This is a genomic window from Arcobacter sp. CECT 8989, assembly GCF_004116715.1.
In the GTDB taxonomy this organism is placed as follows: domain Bacteria; phylum Campylobacterota; class Campylobacteria; order Campylobacterales; family Arcobacteraceae; genus Halarcobacter.
Window position 1 is genome coordinate 293,106 of sequence record NZ_PDKE01000001.1, and the last position, 17,366, is coordinate 310,471.

The 17,366-nt window shown below is 26.2% G+C and carries 15 protein-coding genes; 8 read left to right on the plus strand and 7 right to left on the minus strand.

Annotation, left to right across the window (positions count from 1 at the left end):
• Nucleotides 1-8: 8 nt before the first annotated feature.
• From CRV02_RS01355 to CRV02_RS01370, 4 genes are all read right to left on the minus strand, one after another.
• Nucleotides 9-2,672 (minus strand): EAL domain-containing protein, encoded by a 2,664-nt coding sequence (locus CRV02_RS01355; protein ID WP_258239202.1) that lies wholly within the window; start codon nucleotides 2,670-2,672, stop codon nucleotides 9-11.
• A gap of 4 nt (nucleotides 2,673-2,676) precedes the next feature.
• Nucleotides 2,677-4,536: a diguanylate cyclase gene (locus tag CRV02_RS01360; protein ID WP_129088835.1), complete on the minus strand. Its 1,860-nt coding sequence runs from the start codon at nucleotides 4,534-4,536 to the stop codon at nucleotides 2,677-2,679.
• 148 nt (nucleotides 4,537-4,684) lie between these two features.
• Nucleotides 4,685-6,103 (minus strand): type II secretion system protein GspD, encoded by a 1,419-nt coding sequence (locus tag CRV02_RS01365; RefSeq protein WP_129088836.1) that lies wholly within the window; start codon nucleotides 6,101-6,103, stop codon nucleotides 4,685-4,687.
• A gap of 56 nt (nucleotides 6,104-6,159) precedes the next feature.
• Nucleotides 6,160-6,735 carry a YigZ family protein gene (locus CRV02_RS01370; RefSeq protein ID WP_129088837.1) on the minus strand — a complete coding sequence of 192 codons (576 nt, stop codon included), beginning with the start codon at nucleotides 6,733-6,735 and terminating at the stop codon, nucleotides 6,160-6,162.
• 85 nt (nucleotides 6,736-6,820) lie between these two features.
• Between CRV02_RS01370 and CRV02_RS01375 the strand changes: the two genes are divergently transcribed.
• From CRV02_RS01375 to CRV02_RS01410, 8 genes are read left to right on the plus strand one after another with little or no spacing between them, the layout of a single operon-like run.
• A complete protein-coding gene (locus CRV02_RS01375; RefSeq protein WP_129088838.1) occupies nucleotides 6,821-7,528 on the plus strand; it encodes a TlyA family RNA methyltransferase in 708 nt (235 codons plus the stop codon).
• Nucleotides 7,497-8,333: a bifunctional riboflavin kinase/FAD synthetase gene (locus CRV02_RS01380; RefSeq protein WP_129088839.1), complete on the plus strand. Its 837-nt coding sequence runs from the start codon at nucleotides 7,497-7,499 to the stop codon at nucleotides 8,331-8,333. The genes CRV02_RS01375 and CRV02_RS01380 overlap by 32 nt, the downstream gene beginning before the upstream one ends.
• 31 nt (nucleotides 8,334-8,364) lie before the next feature.
• On the plus strand, nucleotides 8,365-10,305 hold the full coding sequence (locus tag CRV02_RS01385) for a thioredoxin domain-containing protein (protein ID WP_129088840.1): 1,941 nt from the start codon (nucleotides 8,365-8,367) through the stop codon (nucleotides 10,303-10,305).
• 28 nt (nucleotides 10,306-10,333) lie between these two features.
• Complete coding sequence (cmoA, locus tag CRV02_RS01390) at nucleotides 10,334-11,044, plus strand: carboxy-S-adenosyl-L-methionine synthase CmoA (RefSeq protein WP_129088841.1); 711 nt, start codon at nucleotides 10,334-10,336, stop codon at nucleotides 11,042-11,044.
• 17 nt (nucleotides 11,045-11,061) lie between these two features.
• Nucleotides 11,062-11,571, plus strand: coding sequence for a peroxiredoxin (locus tag CRV02_RS01395; protein WP_129088842.1), 510 nt, complete (start codon nucleotides 11,062-11,064; stop codon nucleotides 11,569-11,571).
• Nucleotides 11,572-11,579: 8 nt separating this feature from the next.
• Complete coding sequence (locus tag CRV02_RS01400; RefSeq protein ID WP_129088843.1) at nucleotides 11,580-12,671, plus strand: plasminogen-binding N-terminal domain-containing protein; 1,092 nt, start codon at nucleotides 11,580-11,582, stop codon at nucleotides 12,669-12,671.
• A complete protein-coding gene (locus CRV02_RS01405) occupies nucleotides 12,658-14,052 on the plus strand; it encodes an FAD-binding oxidoreductase (RefSeq protein WP_129083825.1) in 1,395 nt (464 codons plus the stop codon). Before CRV02_RS01400 ends, CRV02_RS01405 begins: the two co-directional genes overlap by 14 nt.
• A gap of 12 nt (nucleotides 14,053-14,064) precedes the next feature.
• The gene (locus CRV02_RS01410) at nucleotides 14,065-14,865 is read left to right on the plus strand and encodes a YihY/virulence factor BrkB family protein (protein ID WP_129088844.1); all 801 of its coding nucleotides are present in this window, start codon (nucleotides 14,065-14,067) and stop codon (nucleotides 14,863-14,865) included.
• On the opposite strand, the gene CRV02_RS01415 is transcribed toward CRV02_RS01410, so the two are convergent.
• From CRV02_RS01415 to dbpA, 3 genes are all read right to left on the minus strand, one after another.
• Nucleotides 14,862-15,458 carry a pentapeptide repeat-containing protein gene (locus CRV02_RS01415; RefSeq protein ID WP_129088845.1) on the minus strand — a complete coding sequence of 199 codons (597 nt, stop codon included), beginning with the start codon at nucleotides 15,456-15,458 and terminating at the stop codon, nucleotides 14,862-14,864. The genes CRV02_RS01410 and CRV02_RS01415 overlap by 4 nt on opposite strands.
• A gap of 10 nt (nucleotides 15,459-15,468) precedes the next feature.
• On the minus strand, nucleotides 15,469-15,855 hold the full coding sequence (locus CRV02_RS01420) for a thioredoxin family protein (RefSeq protein ID WP_129088846.1): 387 nt from the start codon (nucleotides 15,853-15,855) through the stop codon (nucleotides 15,469-15,471).
• 61 nt (nucleotides 15,856-15,916) lie between these two features.
• Nucleotides 15,917-17,287, minus strand: a complete 1,371-nt coding sequence (dbpA, locus tag CRV02_RS01425; protein ID WP_309109245.1) for an ATP-dependent RNA helicase DbpA — start codon at nucleotides 17,285-17,287, stop codon at nucleotides 15,917-15,919.
• Between the last annotated feature and the right edge of the window lie 79 nt (nucleotides 17,288-17,366).

Genomic DNA, 17,366 nt, shown 5'->3' on the forward strand with positions numbered 1-17,366 from the left:
GTAGCTAGTTAATATATACATATTGCTTTTGAAATCTCTTCATCCGGTACACCAATATAATATCCTTGAGAATAATCAATTTTTAATTGATTTACTTCACTAAATATATTTTTTGTAGAAACATATTCAGCTATTACTTTATAACCCATTTTATGAGCAAAGTTTATTATTGTTTGAACAACTTCTTTAGAAGTTTTATTTGAATCAATATTTTCTATTAAAGAACCATCAATTTTTAAATAATCTGCATTTATTCTAAGTAAGTACTCAAAATTACTATAACCTGTCCCAAAATCATCAATTGCTATTTTACAACCAAATGTTTTTATTAAATTCATAAAGTTTAAAACTTGATCAAAGTTTTCAATATTTTCAGATTCTACTAATTCTATAACTAGTTTATTCCCTATATTGTATTCATTTATTTTTTTTATTAAATAAGAATTAATCTCTTCATTTAAAATGTCTTCGACAGTAAGATTTATTGAAAACTCATAATTTAAGTTTTTAAATTTTTCAAAAGAAAGGTCAATAACTCTTTTTGTAAGTTTAATATATTGTTTATACTTTTTTGCTATCTCTAAAAAATAATATGGTGAAATTAATTTTCCATCAAGTTCTTTAAGTCTAACTAATACTTCATATTTCTCTACTTTATTTGTTCTATTATTATATATTGGTTGATAAAGAACTATTATTCTATTTTCTTTTATTGAACGTTTGATTTTTTCTATCCAAATAAGATTATCTTCTACATCTTTTTCTATTTGAAATTTTTTTTGATATATAAATACATCTTTATTAATCTTTTTTGCATGTTTATTTGCAATTTCTGCAGTTATTAACAACTCATATTTATCTTCAAAGGAAATTCCAATTGAAGGAGATATATCAAAAGACTTAATATCAATATTTATTTTAGAATCAACAATTTTTATATTTATTAAATTCATAAATTTAATAAAATCTTTTTTAGATAAAGAGTTATTTAATATCGCAAATTTATCTGCATGTAATCTATATAACTTAAAGTTTTTATCTAAAAAACTTTGAATAAGTTTTGCAAATTGTACAATTACTACATTTCCTATTAAATGCCCATAAAAATCATTAATTGAAGAAAAATCATCAATATCAATAATTGCTAAATTATTATTCTTAAATTTCTCTAAATCTTCAACAAGTTTAACTCGATTAGGGCATTTTGTTAAGTTATCATTTTTTAATGAAAATAAAACTTCCTCTTTTTGTTTTATTAACTCTGTAATCTCATGTCTTATTCCAACATACTCTATTATTTCATCTTTTTTATTTGTAATAGGAACAATAGCAATATTTACAAAATAGAAATCTCCATTTTTTTTCTTATTTTTTAAAATACCTGTCCAAACTCTATTATTATGTATAGTTTGCCACAAATCAACAAATGTTTCTTTTTTAGTTTCATTTGAACGTAAAAGTGAGTGTGATTTGCCTATTACTTCTTCTTTCTTATATCCTGTTACTTTACAAAAATTTTCATTCACATATGTTATATTACCCTTTAAGTCTGACTTTGAAATAATATTATGAATATTCATAGCTTTTATATATTCATCTAATAAATTTTTATTATCAACTACTTCATCTTCTAAACTTAAAGTTTTTCTTATTTGATTTATAGGAATAAAAGATAATAAAAAACCAATAACAGTACTAAAAAAAATTATTATTAGAATTATCTTTAATATATTATTTTTAATAATTTGTTTATTATTGTAAATCAACTCTTCTTTTGCCTGAAGTATCATGAATAGTTTTTGATTATGTATCACATTTGAACTAATTTTTTTAGAAAAAATCATTGATGAAGAATAGTTATCCATTTCAAAAATTGTATCAAAAGATGTTCCTAAATAATCTTCAATATTCACAGTTTTTTTTAATTGTTCTAACCAAGATAAATCTTGTTTTTTATTTTTACTAAATATTAAATTTCCATTTGAATCGATAATAAAAGTATTAAAATAAGTTGACTTTCCTACTTCTTTAAGTAAATTCTCTACAAATAGATTTAATATAATTATTCCTTCAAAGCTTCCTTTTACTTTAATTGGAGTTGCTAATCTAACAGTAGGAATTACAGGCTTTTGTATTTTACTATTTTCAACATTTAAATCAATATCTGAGACATAATATTTATTAGTATTTAATTCTTTAGTCTTTTTAAAATAATATCTGTCTTTTTTATCTTGTAAAAGAATCTTTTCAACATTTTCTACTTTATTTAATCTAGAACCTCTTTGAAATTTAATTATTTCAAAACCATTTTTATCAATAAAGCTTAATTGCATAATATTTTTATTTGACTCAATTGCCTGTCTAAATAAAAAGAGACTGTTTTTATTATTTGGGTTACTAATATATTGACGAAATATTTCATTATTTTTTAATGAATATATTATGTCAATATGACTTTCAATATAAGTATTTATTTCTTCTATTTTATTAGAAGTTTCTTTTTGGGCTTCAGTTCTTAAATCTAAGTATATTTTATTAATCTGGTAGTAGTAATTTATATAAAGAGTTATTACCGTAATTAAAATTCCAAAACATATAAAAGTCAAAATAAATAGATATTTAACAGCTTTTATATTGTTTTTAAAAATACTTTTGTTTTTTGAACTATCCATAAATCTAACTTACAACTTGATTTCTTCCATTTTCTTTCGCCAAATAAAGTTTTTGATCTGCTCGTTGAAGTAGTGTTAAAATTGTATCATTGTTATTTATCTCTGCTAAACCAATACTCACTGTTTTATTTTTTACATAAGTAAAAGTATTTAATTCCACTTCTTTTCTTATTTTTTCTGCAAAAGATAAAGCTCCTGTTTCTTTTGTATTAGAACAAACAATTAAGAACTCTTCGCCACCCCATCGGCCAACAGTATCTATTTTTCTTGAATTTTCTTTTAATATTTTTGATAATTCAATTAAAACTACATCACCAACTTGATGTCCGTAAGTATCATTAACTTCTTTAAACTTATCTATATCTATTAACAAAATAGAAAAAGGTCTTCCAGTTCTTTTGTACCTTTCAAACTCAATTTCTAAAGATTTATCTAGCATAAATCTATTAGCTAACTGCGTAAGCTTATCTGTTTGAGATAATTCCTCTATTACTTTTTTATCTGTAATATTTTCACTTATTGAAGTAAAGCTTGTAATTTTTTTATTATCATTAAAATTAGGTAAAATAATAGATTTCAACCAATAAAAAGTACCATCTTTACCTTTATCTTTCAGTTCTCCTTCCCAGACTAATCCATTTGAAATATTATTCCATAAATTTTTATATAATTCTGCAGATGTATCATCACTTTTTAATATAGATGGTTCTTTTCCAATAAGTTCATCTTTTTTATAACCACTAATCTTAGATAAAGCAGTACTCACACTAATGATTTTTTTATCCAAGCCTACATTCATTGTGATAACATATTTATCTATAATATCCATAAATCTTAGATTATCTTTGTATAATTTGTTAAAATTCAAATATATTTTTGAGATAGGAATTGAGATTATAAATCCAAGTACTATGGAAATAATAAGAATTGAACTTGCAAGAATTATTAGATATTTTAGATTACTATTTTTAACATTATTTACATATTCATTCTCAGCTTCTAATATTAGCTTTATTTCTTCCTCATTTTTAAAATAACTTTTTAATGGAAATATAAATCTATCTGTTTGTGTATTTATTGCTTCTAAAGTATTTGATGAATTAAACTCTGAAAAAATAGTATGTCCATTGCTTAAATACTTATTCCACCTTTTTTCCTTTTCTGGATGAATTATAAAGTTTCCTTCATTATCTACTAAATAAATATTAAAATTGTTATTTGATTCTATTATTGACAATAAATTATCCATTTCAACATTGGCAATTATTATTCCATAAAAGTTCCCTTTATAAAAAACATTTGTTGAAATTCTTATCGTAGGTCTTAATGGTAATTCAATTTTTTTATTTTCTACATTTAAATCTAAATTAGAATAATAAAAAGAACCTTCTTTGTTTTTAATTGTTTTTTTAAAATAATATCTACTAGATTTATTTTGTAATAATTCTTCAGGAACAGCATAAATATAGTCAGTATTTCTTTCTTTTTCTATTCTAACTTTTTCAAAACCATCTTTATCAATAAACCTCAATTGAAATAAACTTTTATGACTATACATTAAACTTTCAAATAAACTTGCTACTAATTTTTTATCTTTTTCAATATTCTTTTGTAAATAATTTGTAAAAATTTTGTTAACTAATATTGCATCAATAGTATTCTCAATATTATCTAAATAGCTTTTTATTGATAATTTGATTTTTTTTGAATCAAACTCTACATCTTTTTTTATTTGTTCATTGATTTCTATATACTTTATATTATAGTTTACAATAGAAGTTATTATTGTAACTATAACTGCAAATAATATTGTTAGAACTATATTTCTTATATATAAACTCTTTAATCCATCTGATTTAAACACTATATATTCCTTATCTTATAGGATTCATAATAGCTTTTTTATACTTTAAAAAGAATATCAATTAATCTTAGATGGATTATTCAACTACTTGTTCAAGGCAAATCATCAGTTATCTTATTTTTGATAAAATTAACTAATAGTTAATATTCTATGAACCTAAAAATATTTTGAGCCTTTTTTCATGGGATAAGGAAGTCTCTTCTTTAGAAACAGAACTATCTTTTTTCTTTTTTAAGTCAAGAAGTAACTCTTCTAAAAGCTTATCTTCCAAGGCTTTTATTTTTGCTAACTCATTTGTCACATATGTTAAGTCTTTATTTTTTGGAACAATATAAGGAGTGATAATTATGATTAAATTTTTTCTTCTACTATTTTTATTCCTATTTTTAAAAAGCTCTCCAATAAGTGGAATATCACTAGCATAAGGAACACTTTCTATTGTTTTTTCACTTTTTTCTTCAATAAGTCCACCTAAGACAATGCTTTCTCCATTATTTACAAAAGCAGTTGTTTTAATTTGCTTTTTTGAAGTATCAGGGTTATTGTTTGTATTATTGTTTTTTATTCCTTCTAAAATAGCTTCAATATCCAATAAGACTTTGTTTGAATCAACTCTAGGTTTTACTTTTAAAGTTAATCCTATATCTTCTCTTTCGAAAACATTTTTAGTTGTACCTCCATCAGTTGTGGTACTTCCTGTTTGAATTGATACTGTTTCACCAACATAAATTGAGCTTGCTTTATTATTTAGACAAAGTAAAGTTGGTTCTGAAACAATATCAAGGGCATAAGTTTTATTTAGTAAATTCAAAGAAGCACCAAGGGCAAGGGAAGAAGTAAGATTTGGAATCTCTAAGCCAATAGATGACGTATCAAAAGTAAGAGCTGTGCCATTATTTAAATTTGAACTAAAAGTATAAAGTCCTGAACTATAAGATTTAGCACCTAATATTCCAAACTTAAATCCAATATCATTTAACAAAAAATCGTCAAGCTCTACAATCTTTGCCTTTACATATATTTGTTTTTTTCTTTTATCTAAACTTTTTATAACTGCTAACATAGAGTTTACATCATCTATTTTTCCATCTAAGATAATAGAGTTTGAGCTTTCTTCATAAATTACAGCTGTTTTATTAGAGTTTTTACCTTTTCTTTCTTCTAACATTTTAGATAGTATTTTTTGAATATGCTTTGCATCTAGATTTATTAACTTAACTACTTCTATTTTTCTTTTTTCTTTTTTTTGTTTTTTTTCTTCAACTGCTTTTAGTTTAGTTTCTTTTATCTTTACAACTTTTAAAAGACCTTTCTCTTCTTCAAGGGTATAACCATTCTCTTTAAGTGAGAGTTTTAAAATATCCAATAACTCTTTTTTAGATATAGGTTCATTTGATACAAAGTTTACTTTAGCATCTATATTTTGGGAGACTAAAATATTTTTATCTAGAGTTTTTGAGGTAATTTTAATAAGCTGTAAAAGCTCAAGATTGTTGAAGTTTACATCTATTTTATCTTTTGAAAATAAAAAAGTTGCGAATACAAGAGTAAGAAGTAAAGTTTTCATAAAAGCTCCAAAATAATAAATTAAATTATTATAATGAAACTTTATTTATAACTATTTTAATTATTTAGTTTCAAGTCAATTGGAAGTTGAACCTCAAGTTCATCTTTTTGTTCTTTAGTTAAAAGAAGAGTTAAAGTTACATCACTTACAAACTCTTTGTTTGCAATTTCAATTTCTAACTCATTTAAAAGATACTCTATCTTAGAAAGTCTTGAATAATCAAGGGTCAAAGAAAACTTCTCTTTGTCTTCATATTTTATTAGCTTGCTTTCATTTATAACTAAATTAACAGCATCACTATAAGCTCTAACCAAACCACCAGTTCCAAGTTTTATTCCACCAAAATATCTTATTATAATCACAGCAGAATTAATAAGCTCATTTCCAGCTAATACATTTAATGCTGGTTTTCCACTTGTTCCACGGGGTTCTCCATCATCACTAGAGTTTTCAACTACTTGATTAAACTCATTTAAGTGTCTATAGGCATATACAAAATGTCTTGCTTTGGGATGTTCATCTTTTAATCTTTTCATAAGTGATTCAAATTCACTGAAAGGAGCTAGGTGGGCAATAAACTTTGATTTTTTCTCTTCATAAGTATGAGAGCTTTCTTCTTTTACAAAATACATTTTCCTATTTTACTCAAAATGACTAATAAAGGCATAAATAATCAAATAAGAAGTATTTTTTTATTATAATTCCTCAATGAAAGAGATGAGACTAGATTTATATCTTACGAACTATTTTGATATTCAAAGTAGAAATAAAGCAAGTGAACTTATAAAAGCCAAAAAAGTAAAAGTAGATGGAAAAATTATTTCAAAACCATCTTTTATAACTTCTCAAGAACACAATGTAGAACTTTTAGAAGATGAGTTTTATGTAAGTCGTGCTGCTTATAAACTAAAGTATTTTGTAGAAGAGTTTAATATAAACCTTGAAGACAAAGAGGCTTTAGATATTGGAAGTAGTACAGGAGGCTTTACTCAAATACTTTTAGAAAAAGGTATTAAAAGTGTAATTTGCGTTGATGTTGGTTCAAACCAACTACATGAAAGAATAAGAGACGATAAAAGAATTACTTTTTATGAAAACCAAGATATTAGAACTTTTGAAAGTGAAAAAAAGTTTGAAGTAGTAACTTGTGATGTTTCATTTATTTCTATTTTAAATATTATCAAGCATATAGATTTACAAGCAAAAAATGAAATTATAATTTTGTTTAAACCTCAATTTGAAGTTGGAACAAATGTAAAAAGAGATAAAAAAGGTGTTGTAAAAGACAGCAAAGCTATCACTAAATCAAGGGATAAGTTTTTAGATGAATGTAAACTATTAGGTTGGAATCTAAAAGCTTGTGCAAAAAGTAAACTTGAAGGAAAAGATGGAAATGAAGAAGAGCTCTTCTATTTTGATAAATAAAAAAAGCATAACAGCAATTGCAATTGGTGGTTTTGATGGTATGCATTATGCCCACCAAAAACTATTTGAAAACCTAGGAGAGAACGGTGCAGTTCTTTCAATAGAATCAGGTTTTGCAAACTTAACACCTAAAAGTTATAGACAAGAGTATTCTATTTATCCTATTTATTACTATGAGCTTGAAAATATAAAACATCTAAGTGGAATTGAGTTTTTAAATCTAATAAAAGAAGAGTTTCCAAACCTAGAAAAGATAGTTGTAGGTTTTGATTTTTGTTTTGGGAAAAATAGACAAAACTGTATTCCTCAACTAAGAGAGCTTTTTCATGGAGAAGTAGTAGTAATTGATGAAATCAAAATCGATGAAGTAGGTGTTCACTCAAGAATTATAAGAGAATACCTAAAAGATGGAAATATCAAATTTGCAAACAAACTTCTAGCAAAAAACTACAAAATCTTTGGTGACCAAGTTAAAGGTCAAGGCTTAGGTAGTAAAAGCTTTGTTCCAACAATAAATTTAAACATATCAGATTTTCTACTTCCAAATGAAGGTGTTTATGCAACACGTACAATTATTGCGGAAGAGAAATTCAATTCAGTGACATTTTTAGGTCATAGAGTTACGACAGATGGTAGCTTTGCAGTTGAAACTCACATCTTAGATAAAACTATTAAAAATAACTATAGAACTGTACAAGTTGAGTTCATTGATAAAATTAGAGACAATAAAAAATTTGACTCTTTTGAAGAATTAAAAAAACAAATTGATGAAGATATAAACCAAGCTAGAGATATTTTAGCTTAACAAAATCTTCAAACTTAGATAGAATATCTTTATGAAAAAGATATTTTTACAACAAATTATTCTTTTTATATTTTTAATAGATTTTTCCTTTGCTAGTAGCACTACAAAAGAGATTGCAAATGAACTTGCAAAGGAAGACTCTTTTTATTTAAAACAACATTCTACTAATTCAATTTTTTGGCAACCATTCCATGAAAACCTATTTAATAAAGCAAAAAAACAAAACAAACTAATCTTTTTATCAATCGGATATAGTACTTGTCATTGGTGCCATGAAATGAATAAAGAGTCTTTTTCAGATACTGAAGTTGCAAGGATTTTAAATAAACACTATATTAGTATAAAAGTTGATAAAGAAGAGCTTCCTCAAATAGATTTTAAATACCAAGAGAAATATAGAGAATTCAAAAATGAAAATGGAGGCTGGCCTTTAACTGTTATTTTAAACCATAAAAAGCAGATTGTTTTTTTAGGAACTTATCTTCCAAAAAATAGTTTAATTGAAATAGTTGGGCTAATTGAAACACTACAAAAGTATGCAAAACAAAATGAGAAAAACAGTTTAAAAATTTTGAAAAAAAGCAATCAAAATATAAAGAAAACTATCTCAAATCACGAAGAAGCTTTTGTAAAAACTATGCTTGAAAGATATGATGAAAAGTTTCATGGTTTTGATAAGCAAAATAAATTTCCCCTAACTTCTCACTTGAACTTTCTTTTTGACCTTTACCTTTTAAATAAAGATGAAACTCTTAAAACAATTGTTTTAAATACAAGTAAAACTTTAATAAACAATGCTTTACAAGACCATATTCAAGGTGGTTTTTATAGATATTCAGTAAATCAAAACTTCACCTTTCCCCACTTTGAAAAGATGCTTTATACCCAAGCAGAACTCTTAGCTCTTTTTTACAGACTCTATTTAAATACAAAGGATAAAACTTATTTAAAAGCTATTAAAAATACAATTGCTTTTACAAATAATTATTTATCAAATGAACAAAACCTATTTTATAGTGCAGTAGATGCAAAGGAGAAATACTATTTATATGATTATGAAAAGTTATATAGTTTTTTAGGAGAAAATGAGTTTGAAGACATTGAAGAAGAGCTAGAAAAAATTGCTTTTGATGAGTTTGGAAATCTAAGCAATAATCTAAACCTAGTAAAAAAAGAGATTCTAAACAAAGATTTAAAAGCTTTACTAAAAAAGTTTAGAGAAAAAGAAAACTTTCCTTTTATCGATAAAAAGATTATCACTTCTTGGAATGCTATGATGATAAGCTCACTATTTAAAGTTTCTACTTTAGATAAAAACTATTTAAAACAAGCTATTAACGCCCTTGATTCTTTACTTAAAAATCTTTATGTAAAAAATACACTTTACCATCAAAAAATAGAAGACAAAACTCCTTTGCAAGAAGCTTTATTAGAAGAGTATGTATTTTTAAGTGAGGCTTTAATAAACGCTTTTTTAAAAACCTATGAAAATAAATATTTAGACTTAGCAAAAAAATTATCCTTTTTTGTAAATGAGAATTTCTATAAAGATAAAACTTGGTTTTATGACAAAGAAAAAAACTACAAAGCCTATTTTAGTGATAGACATTATAGTTCCCCAATTTCTATACATCTAAACAATCTATATTCAATAGCAAACCTAAACTATGATTTAAAACTTTTAGAGAGTACTAAAATAAAAATTCAAGAACAAAAACAAAAAATACTAAATGATATTTCAAGGGCACCAAATGCACTAAGACTATTTACAAAAATAAAACATCAAGATGTAATTCTAAAAACTAATAAAAATAATCTTTTAAAAAATAAAAAGCTTATTGAAACAATAAAATATCCTTACCTTTTAACTCAAGTAGAAAATACAAAAAACTATCTTGCCTGCGATGAAAGAACATGTTTTTACTATGATATTGATTTAAATAAAGTAATTGAATCAATTGATAAATTATAATTAAACTTCATTTAGCTAAAATATCTCTATGACAGATAAGGTATTTGAAAAATCAATAACAAAACAATTTGAGTTTGATGAAGAAGTAGCATCAGTATTTGACGATATGTTAAATCGTTCTGTTCCTTTTTACAAAGAGATGCAACGATTAACAATAAATTTTGCTCTAAACTATTTAGAAGACGATGATACTGTGTATGACTTAGGATGTTCTACAGCTTCGACGCTAATAGAACTATCAAAGCATACTTCTAAGAAGTTAAACTTAATAGGTATAGATAACTCTCCTGCAATGCTTGCAAGAGCAGCTAATAAGTGTAAAGCTTTTGGAGTAGATATTAAACTTCTAAATGAAGATTTACATACTATTGATTATCCAAATGCAAAACTAATCATCTCTAACTATACACTTCAATTTATAAGACCTCTTCAAAGAGAAAAACTAGTTAAAAAAATATATAAAAGCCTTGAACCTGGTGGTGTTTTTATTTTTAGTGAAAAAGTAATTTCATCTGATAAAGTTTTAGGAAAACAATACATTGATGAGTATTATGAATTTAAGAAGACTCAAGGCTATAGTGAATATGAGATTTCTCAAAAAAGAGAAGCGTTAGAAAATGTACTTATACCTTATACGGATGAAGAAAACAAAAAAATGATACTTGATGCAGGATTTGAACATTGTGAAACACTTTTCAAATGGGTGAATTTTGCTACATTTATTGCAATAAAAAAATAGATTTAAAAGGAAAAAAGATGATTGAAGTTGGACAAGTAGCACCAGACTTTTGTGCACCAAACCAAGATGATATTGAAATTTGTTCTAGAGACTTAAAAGGTAAATGGATTGTATTATACTTCTACCCAAGAGATTTAACTCCAGGTTGTACAAATGAAGCTTGTGACTTTACAGCTGCTGAACCTGAGTTTGATGACTTAGATGCAATTATCTTAGGAGTGAGTCCTGATGATAGTGCAAAACATAGAAAATTTATTGAAAAATATGACCTATCTATTACTTTATTAGCTGATACTGATAAAAAAATGTGTGAAGACTATGGAGTATGGCAACTTAAAAAATTCATGGGAAGAGAAAATATGGGTGTAGTAAGAAGTACATTTATTATTAACCCTGAAGGTAAGATTGCTGAAAAATGGGAAAAAGTAAATGTTAGAAAGAAAAAAACTGTAAAAGGTGAAAAGATTGAAGTTTTACACTCTGATGTAGTAAAACAAAGACTTCAAGAACTTCAACAAGCAAACTAAGGAAAACAATGAAACTATTATCTAAAACTTTAATTGCAGCAATATCTACTTTTGTCCTTGCGCAAGGGTTAAATGCACAAACTACAATTTGTTATAAAAAAGATTGGAAATCTCCTTCTACTATTGAAACAACTGAACTTGAAGGTGGAGAGTGTAAAGGTGAATTTTCATTTGCTCAAATGAAAAAAAATGGTTGGAAATTAAAAGATTTAAAAATTGAAAATGGAGAAAAAGGTTTAAACTATATTTATGTTTTAACGGATAAAGAGTTAATCTCAATTGATAATGCAAAATTCATGGAAAACAAATATACAAAACTAGAGTATAATCCAATTACAACAAAAATCTCTAATATTAATGGTGATACTGCATCTATAAATGTAGGAAATCTAAGAGTTGGTCAAAGTGCAATTATTGAGCATACTTATAAAAATGGTAAATCTCTTATTGTAGCAAATGCTTATGTTACAGCCTCAAATGCAAATAGTTCAACACTAAAAATTATTCCATTTTTAGATATTAAACAAAATGCAATCCCTACTTCTACTAGAAAACCTGTAAATGGAGATAAAGTAACTGTTAACTACTTATATGATTCTTCGATGATTATTGCTCCTTCACAAGATGCATTTTTAGCTACAAGAGAAAAGTACAAAGATAATGACTTTTTACATGCTGATATTTTTGCTGCAAAACTAAAAGTTCAAGGGGAACCATTACCTTCAAAAGAGACTATTCAAGAGTTTGCTGCAACTCAAAATATTGGAACTATTTTCTTCGTAATTGGAAGTACTACTTATATTGTAGATAGTAAAACTTTTGCTATTTTAGAAAAAGGTTCACTTTCATATAACTTTACACAAGATGAGAAAATGCCATTTTATACAAGAATTGAAAAGATTGAAAAAAATGCATTTGATTCTGTGTTAGATTATGAAAACTGGATAGGGTTCTTAAAAACTTTCTTAGGTGATGATGAAAGAACTGAAGAACAAATTTTATTAGAAGATGAACTTGAATCTGGTGCTTTACAAGTTAAAGGTGAGATTTATAACAACTATTACAAAACAATTTTAGGTTTAAAAGATGCAGCTAAATAAAGAACATATTGAATATTTTAAATCTATTGTAGGTGAAGAGAATGTTAAAGCTGACAAAGCACATTTAATCGCTTACTGTTATGATGCAACAAAAGAGAGATTTGAGCCAGATGCAGTTGTTTTCCCAAGGGATGAGCAAGATATCTCAAAAGTACTAAAATATTGTAATGACAATGAAATAGTAATTGTACCAAGGGGTGCAGGAAGTGGTTTCACAGGTGGTTCTTTACCAGCTAATGGTGGAATCATTCTTTCATTAGAAAGACATATGAATAAACTACTTGAAATTGATATGGAAAATATGGTTGGAGTTGTTCAACCAGGACTTATCAATATGGAGTTTCAAAAAGCTGTTGAAAAAGTAGGACTATTTTATCCACCAGATCCAGCAAGTGAAGAGTACTCTACTTTAGGTGGGAATGTATCTGAAAATGCAGGTGGAATGAGAGCTGCTAAATATGGAATTACAAAAGATTATGTAGTTGCATTAAGAGCTGTTTTACCAAATGGAGAGATAATTACTGCTGGTAAAAAAACAATCAAAGATGTTGCTGGATATAACACTGCTGGTATTTTAATTGCTAGTGAAGGAACTCTTGCTGTTATTACGGAGATTACTTTAAAACTAATTCCAAAACCAAAATTCAAGCAAACATATATGGGTGTTTTCCCTGATGTAAATAAAGCTATGAATGCAGTATTTAAATCACTTGCTGCTGGTGCAAATCCTGTTGCAATGGAATTTTTAGATGCCTTAGTAATTAAAGCATTAAAACAAAAATTTCCTCAAATTGAACTTCCTGAAAATGCAGGTGGAATCTTAGTTGGTGATGTTGATGGTTCAAGCCAAGCTGAAATTGATTCACAAATAGCTACACTTAAAGAAGCATTTGCAAAATATGGTTCAATTGATTTTATTGAAGCTACTGATGAAGCCCATGGAAATCAATTATGGTTTGCAAGAAGAAATGCAAGTCCAGCAACTATGATTTATGGAACTAAAAAGTTAAATGAAGATATTTCTGTTCCTCGTTCTAAACTTCCAGAAGCATTAGATTCAATCTATGCAATTGGTGAAAAGTATGGTTTTAATGTTCCTTGTTTTGGACATGCAGGTGATGGAAATATTCACGTAAATGTAATGGTTAAAGATAAAACAAATGAAAAAGAGATGGAAGATGGACACAAAGCCATTGAAGAGATTTTCCAACTTGTTGTTGATATGGGTGGTACTTTATCAGGTGAACATGGAATTGGTTTATCTAAAGCACCATTTATGAACATTGCTTTTAATGATGCAGAAATAGAACTATTTAAAAGTATCAAAAGAGCATTTGACCCTAAAAATATTTTAAATCCTTTTAAAATGGGGCTTATCTAAAAAAGAATAAAAATGGAAGAACCAGAAATTGTAAAGAGTCCAGTTAAGACCTTACTTAAAGCATTAGACTCATTTTTTAATGATGACACAACTTATTATGCAGCAAGTCTTAGCTTCTTTACAATCTTTTCTATTCTTCCAATAATAGCACTTCTTATTGCTATTATTTCAAGCTTAGATGTTGTACAAAACTATGCTGATATATTTATCAAATATACCTTTGATATTTTAAATCCTACTCACTCTGAAGACTTTATCAAAACTTTTAAAAACTATATCTCAAACTCAAATAAACTAGGTTGGCTAGGGATTTTATATATGTTGTTTGTATTTATTATGTTTTTTAAAGATTATGAATATATAGTAAATAAAATACATCATGCAAAAAGAAAACCTCTATTAGCTTCATTTTTCTTTTACCTGTTTTTCTTAGTTACTTTACCTTTAATGTTAGCTGCACTTAATATTGCCCTATCCTTTTATGATAATACAATTTTTAATTGGCTAATTACTTTTTCATTTGCTTGGTTAGTATTTTTTGGACTTTTTAAACTTAGTGTAAATAGATTTGTTCATACAAGAGCAGCTGCTATTTCATCACTATTTACTTTAGTAGTACTTTCTATTACTAAAAACCTTTTTATCTATTATGTTGTTTATAATAAAACATATACAACGATTTATGGTTCTTTAGCTATTTTACTATTTTCATTTTTCTGGATTTATATATCTTGGGTGATTTATTTATATGGAATAAAAATGTGTCATAAACTAAATATACAGCAACTTAGCAAAGGGATAAAGAAAGATTAATCTTCACACCTATTTTCATAAGTTAAAGCTTCTTCTTTTTCTAAGTATTCACACTTCTGTTTTGATAATGTTGAGTTAGAGACTTTTGCATTCCAAAAAATAGCTCCATCAATTTTTAAATCTGCAAAATTAACAGAATCAAATATAGAATAAGCAGCCCCTGCATTTGAAAAATCTACATTATCAAAGCTTGTATCTAAAAACTTTGTTGCCCAAAGAGATAGGTTTTCACACTTAAGATTTTCAAGTGTTGCGTTTGAAAGGTTTGCACCTTTTAGAATTGTATTATCACATTGAACGTTGATTAGAATAGAAGCTTCAAGGTTTGAAGCTCTAAGATTTGTATTATTTAAGTTCGCGTTTTCTAATGTTGTACCCCAAAGATTTGATTTAAGTAAATTTGAGTTTTGAAAGTTTACACCTGTTAGATTTGCACCTACAAGATTTGAATTTTGCAAATCCTTATTACTAAGGTTTGCCATTGATAAGTCACACTCTTCACAAGATTTTGTTGATAAATACTTCTCTAAATCTTCTTGATTATATGAATACAAACTGGAGATAAGCAAAATAATTAAAATAAAATATTTCATAAAGTATCCTTTATTTATCTACTTTTTTTAATACTGATAAAAACTCTTTTTCTCTCATACCACCTAAACTTTTATCAAGTAAAGTCATAGTTCGAGCATCTACAAAAAAGAAACTAGGTATTCCAATAAATTTAAAAGGAAGCTCTTTTTTATTTTCATTTATATCCATCACCACAGATACAAAATTTTTATTTGCATAAGAATTAACTTCCTTATCTTTAAAAACCTTTTTCTTCATGTAATTACACTCAGGACAAGTAGGAGTTGAATACATAATCATTAATGGTCTATTCTTTTTAATAGCTTCTTCTTTTGCTTCTTTTAAAGAACTTTCAAAGTTAATACTAGAAGAAAAAGCAAATGTAACAAAAAACAATAATAAAGATAATATTTTCATAATAGTCTCCTTTGTAAAAATAGTATTAGATTCTATCTTAAACTCGTCATAAACAGAATAATTACTTAATATAGCATTTAATATATTTTCCCTTTATTTTATTTTTACAAAGTCCTTCATAAGCCCTATCAATATACTCTTTTTTAATTGCAACATATGAAACAAATTCTAAAATATCAATTTTTCCTATTGCATCTTTTGGTAAACCAATTCCAGCAGTTAATGCTCCTAAAATATCCCCTGCTCTAACTTTGTGTTTTTTTCCACCATTTATAAAAAGTGTTCTAAAATCACAGTCAATTTCATAATTGCAAGCTTCTATTTCTTCTTTTTTACCAAAAATTAAATCATCAAATCTCTCTTCTAACATATCTAATTTATATTTTGAGTCTTCATCATAAAATGATATTGCTAAACCTTTTTTTCCAGCTCTAGCAGTTCTCCCTATTCTATGAATATGAGTCTTTACATCTTTTGCTAAATCATAATTGATAACTAAATCAATATCATCAATATCTAAACCTCTTGATGCAACATCAGTTGCTACTAAAACAGGATAAGACTTGTTTGAAAACATAATAATAGTCTCATCCCTTTCTCTTTGGTCTAAATCAGAATGTAATGTTAAAACATCAATATCATTTTCGTAAAGAATGTCAGCTAACTCATCACATTTAACCTTTGTATTACAAAAAATCAATACACTTTTTGCTTCTCTAGATTCAATAAGAGAAGGAATTAATAAATCTTTTTCTCCCTCACTCGCTTCATAAAGAGTTTGATTAATAACTTGTTTTTCATGTACTGAATTATCTTCTATAAAAACAGGTTCATTTGTAATCAAACTTGCTAGTTTTTCAATATCCTCTTCATAAGTAGCTGAAAAAAGCATAGTTTGTCTATTCTTTGGAATTGCCTCAACTACTTTTATAATATCTTCATAAAAGCCCATATCAAGCATTTTGTCTGCTTCATCTAATACAAGCATTTCTAAATCACTTAAATCAATTTTTGTTTCAAAAATATGTTGAAGTATTCGTCCAGGAGTAGCAACTACAATATGAGCACCATGCCTTAATGAAGCTACCTGAGGCTTATAAGGAACTCCACCACATAAAGTTAAAACTTTTACATTATGAATATGCCTACTAACTTTTCTAATTTCTTGTGCAATTTGATTTGCTAATTCTCTTGTTGGAGCTAATACTAAAGACTGAATTGTAAACTTTCTTACTTTCAATTTTTTTACAATTGGAATAGAAAAAGAGACAGTTTTTCCAGAACCTGTTTTTGCTTGTGCAATTAAATCTTTTCCCTCTAAAGAAATAGGTAAAGACTTTTCCTGTATTTTGGTCATTTCTTTATAGTTTAAAGAGTGTAAGTTTTCTAAAAACTTTTCTGATAATTTTAGTTCATTAAATTTTTTGATGATAACCTCTTTTTAAATGCATTATAACGAAATTATTATAAATGTAATAAAATTATATTTTTGCTTTGTTACAATTTAAATT

Bases quoted from the DNA above. Each gene is read 5' to 3' on its own strand.
- CRV02_RS01410 (WP_129088844.1), top strand. From the start codon at position 14,065: ATGGAAGAACCAGAAATTGTAAAGAGTCCAGTTAAGACCTTACTTAAA.
- CRV02_RS01400 (WP_129088843.1), top strand. From the start codon at position 11,580: ATGAAACTATTATCTAAAACTTTAATTGCAGCAATATCTACTTTTGTC.
- CRV02_RS01355 (WP_258239202.1), bottom strand. From the start codon at position 2,672: ATGGATAGTTCAAAAAACAAAAGTATTTTTAAAAACAATATAAAAGCT.
- CRV02_RS01375 (WP_129088838.1), top strand. From the start codon at position 6,821: ATGAGACTAGATTTATATCTTACGAACTATTTTGATATTCAAAGTAGA.
- cmoA (WP_129088841.1), top strand. From the start codon at position 10,334: ATGACAGATAAGGTATTTGAAAAATCAATAACAAAACAATTTGAGTTT.
- CRV02_RS01380 (WP_129088839.1), top strand. From the start codon at position 7,497: ATGAAGAAGAGCTCTTCTATTTTGATAAATAAAAAAAGCATAACAGCA.
- CRV02_RS01395 (WP_129088842.1), top strand. From the start codon at position 11,062: ATGATTGAAGTTGGACAAGTAGCACCAGACTTTTGTGCACCAAACCAA.
- CRV02_RS01370 (WP_129088837.1), bottom strand. From the start codon at position 6,735: ATGTATTTTGTAAAAGAAGAAAGCTCTCATACTTATGAAGAGAAAAAA.
- CRV02_RS01365 (WP_129088836.1), bottom strand. From the start codon at position 6,103: ATGAAAACTTTACTTCTTACTCTTGTATTCGCAACTTTTTTATTTTCA.
- CRV02_RS01405 (WP_129083825.1), top strand. From the start codon at position 12,658: ATGCAGCTAAATAAAGAACATATTGAATATTTTAAATCTATTGTAGGT.
- CRV02_RS01415 (WP_129088845.1), bottom strand. From the start codon at position 15,458: ATGAAATATTTTATTTTAATTATTTTGCTTATCTCCAGTTTGTATTCA.
- CRV02_RS01385 (WP_129088840.1), top strand. From the start codon at position 8,365: ATGAAAAAGATATTTTTACAACAAATTATTCTTTTTATATTTTTAATA.
- CRV02_RS01420 (WP_129088846.1), bottom strand. From the start codon at position 15,855: ATGAAAATATTATCTTTATTATTGTTTTTTGTTACATTTGCTTTTTCT.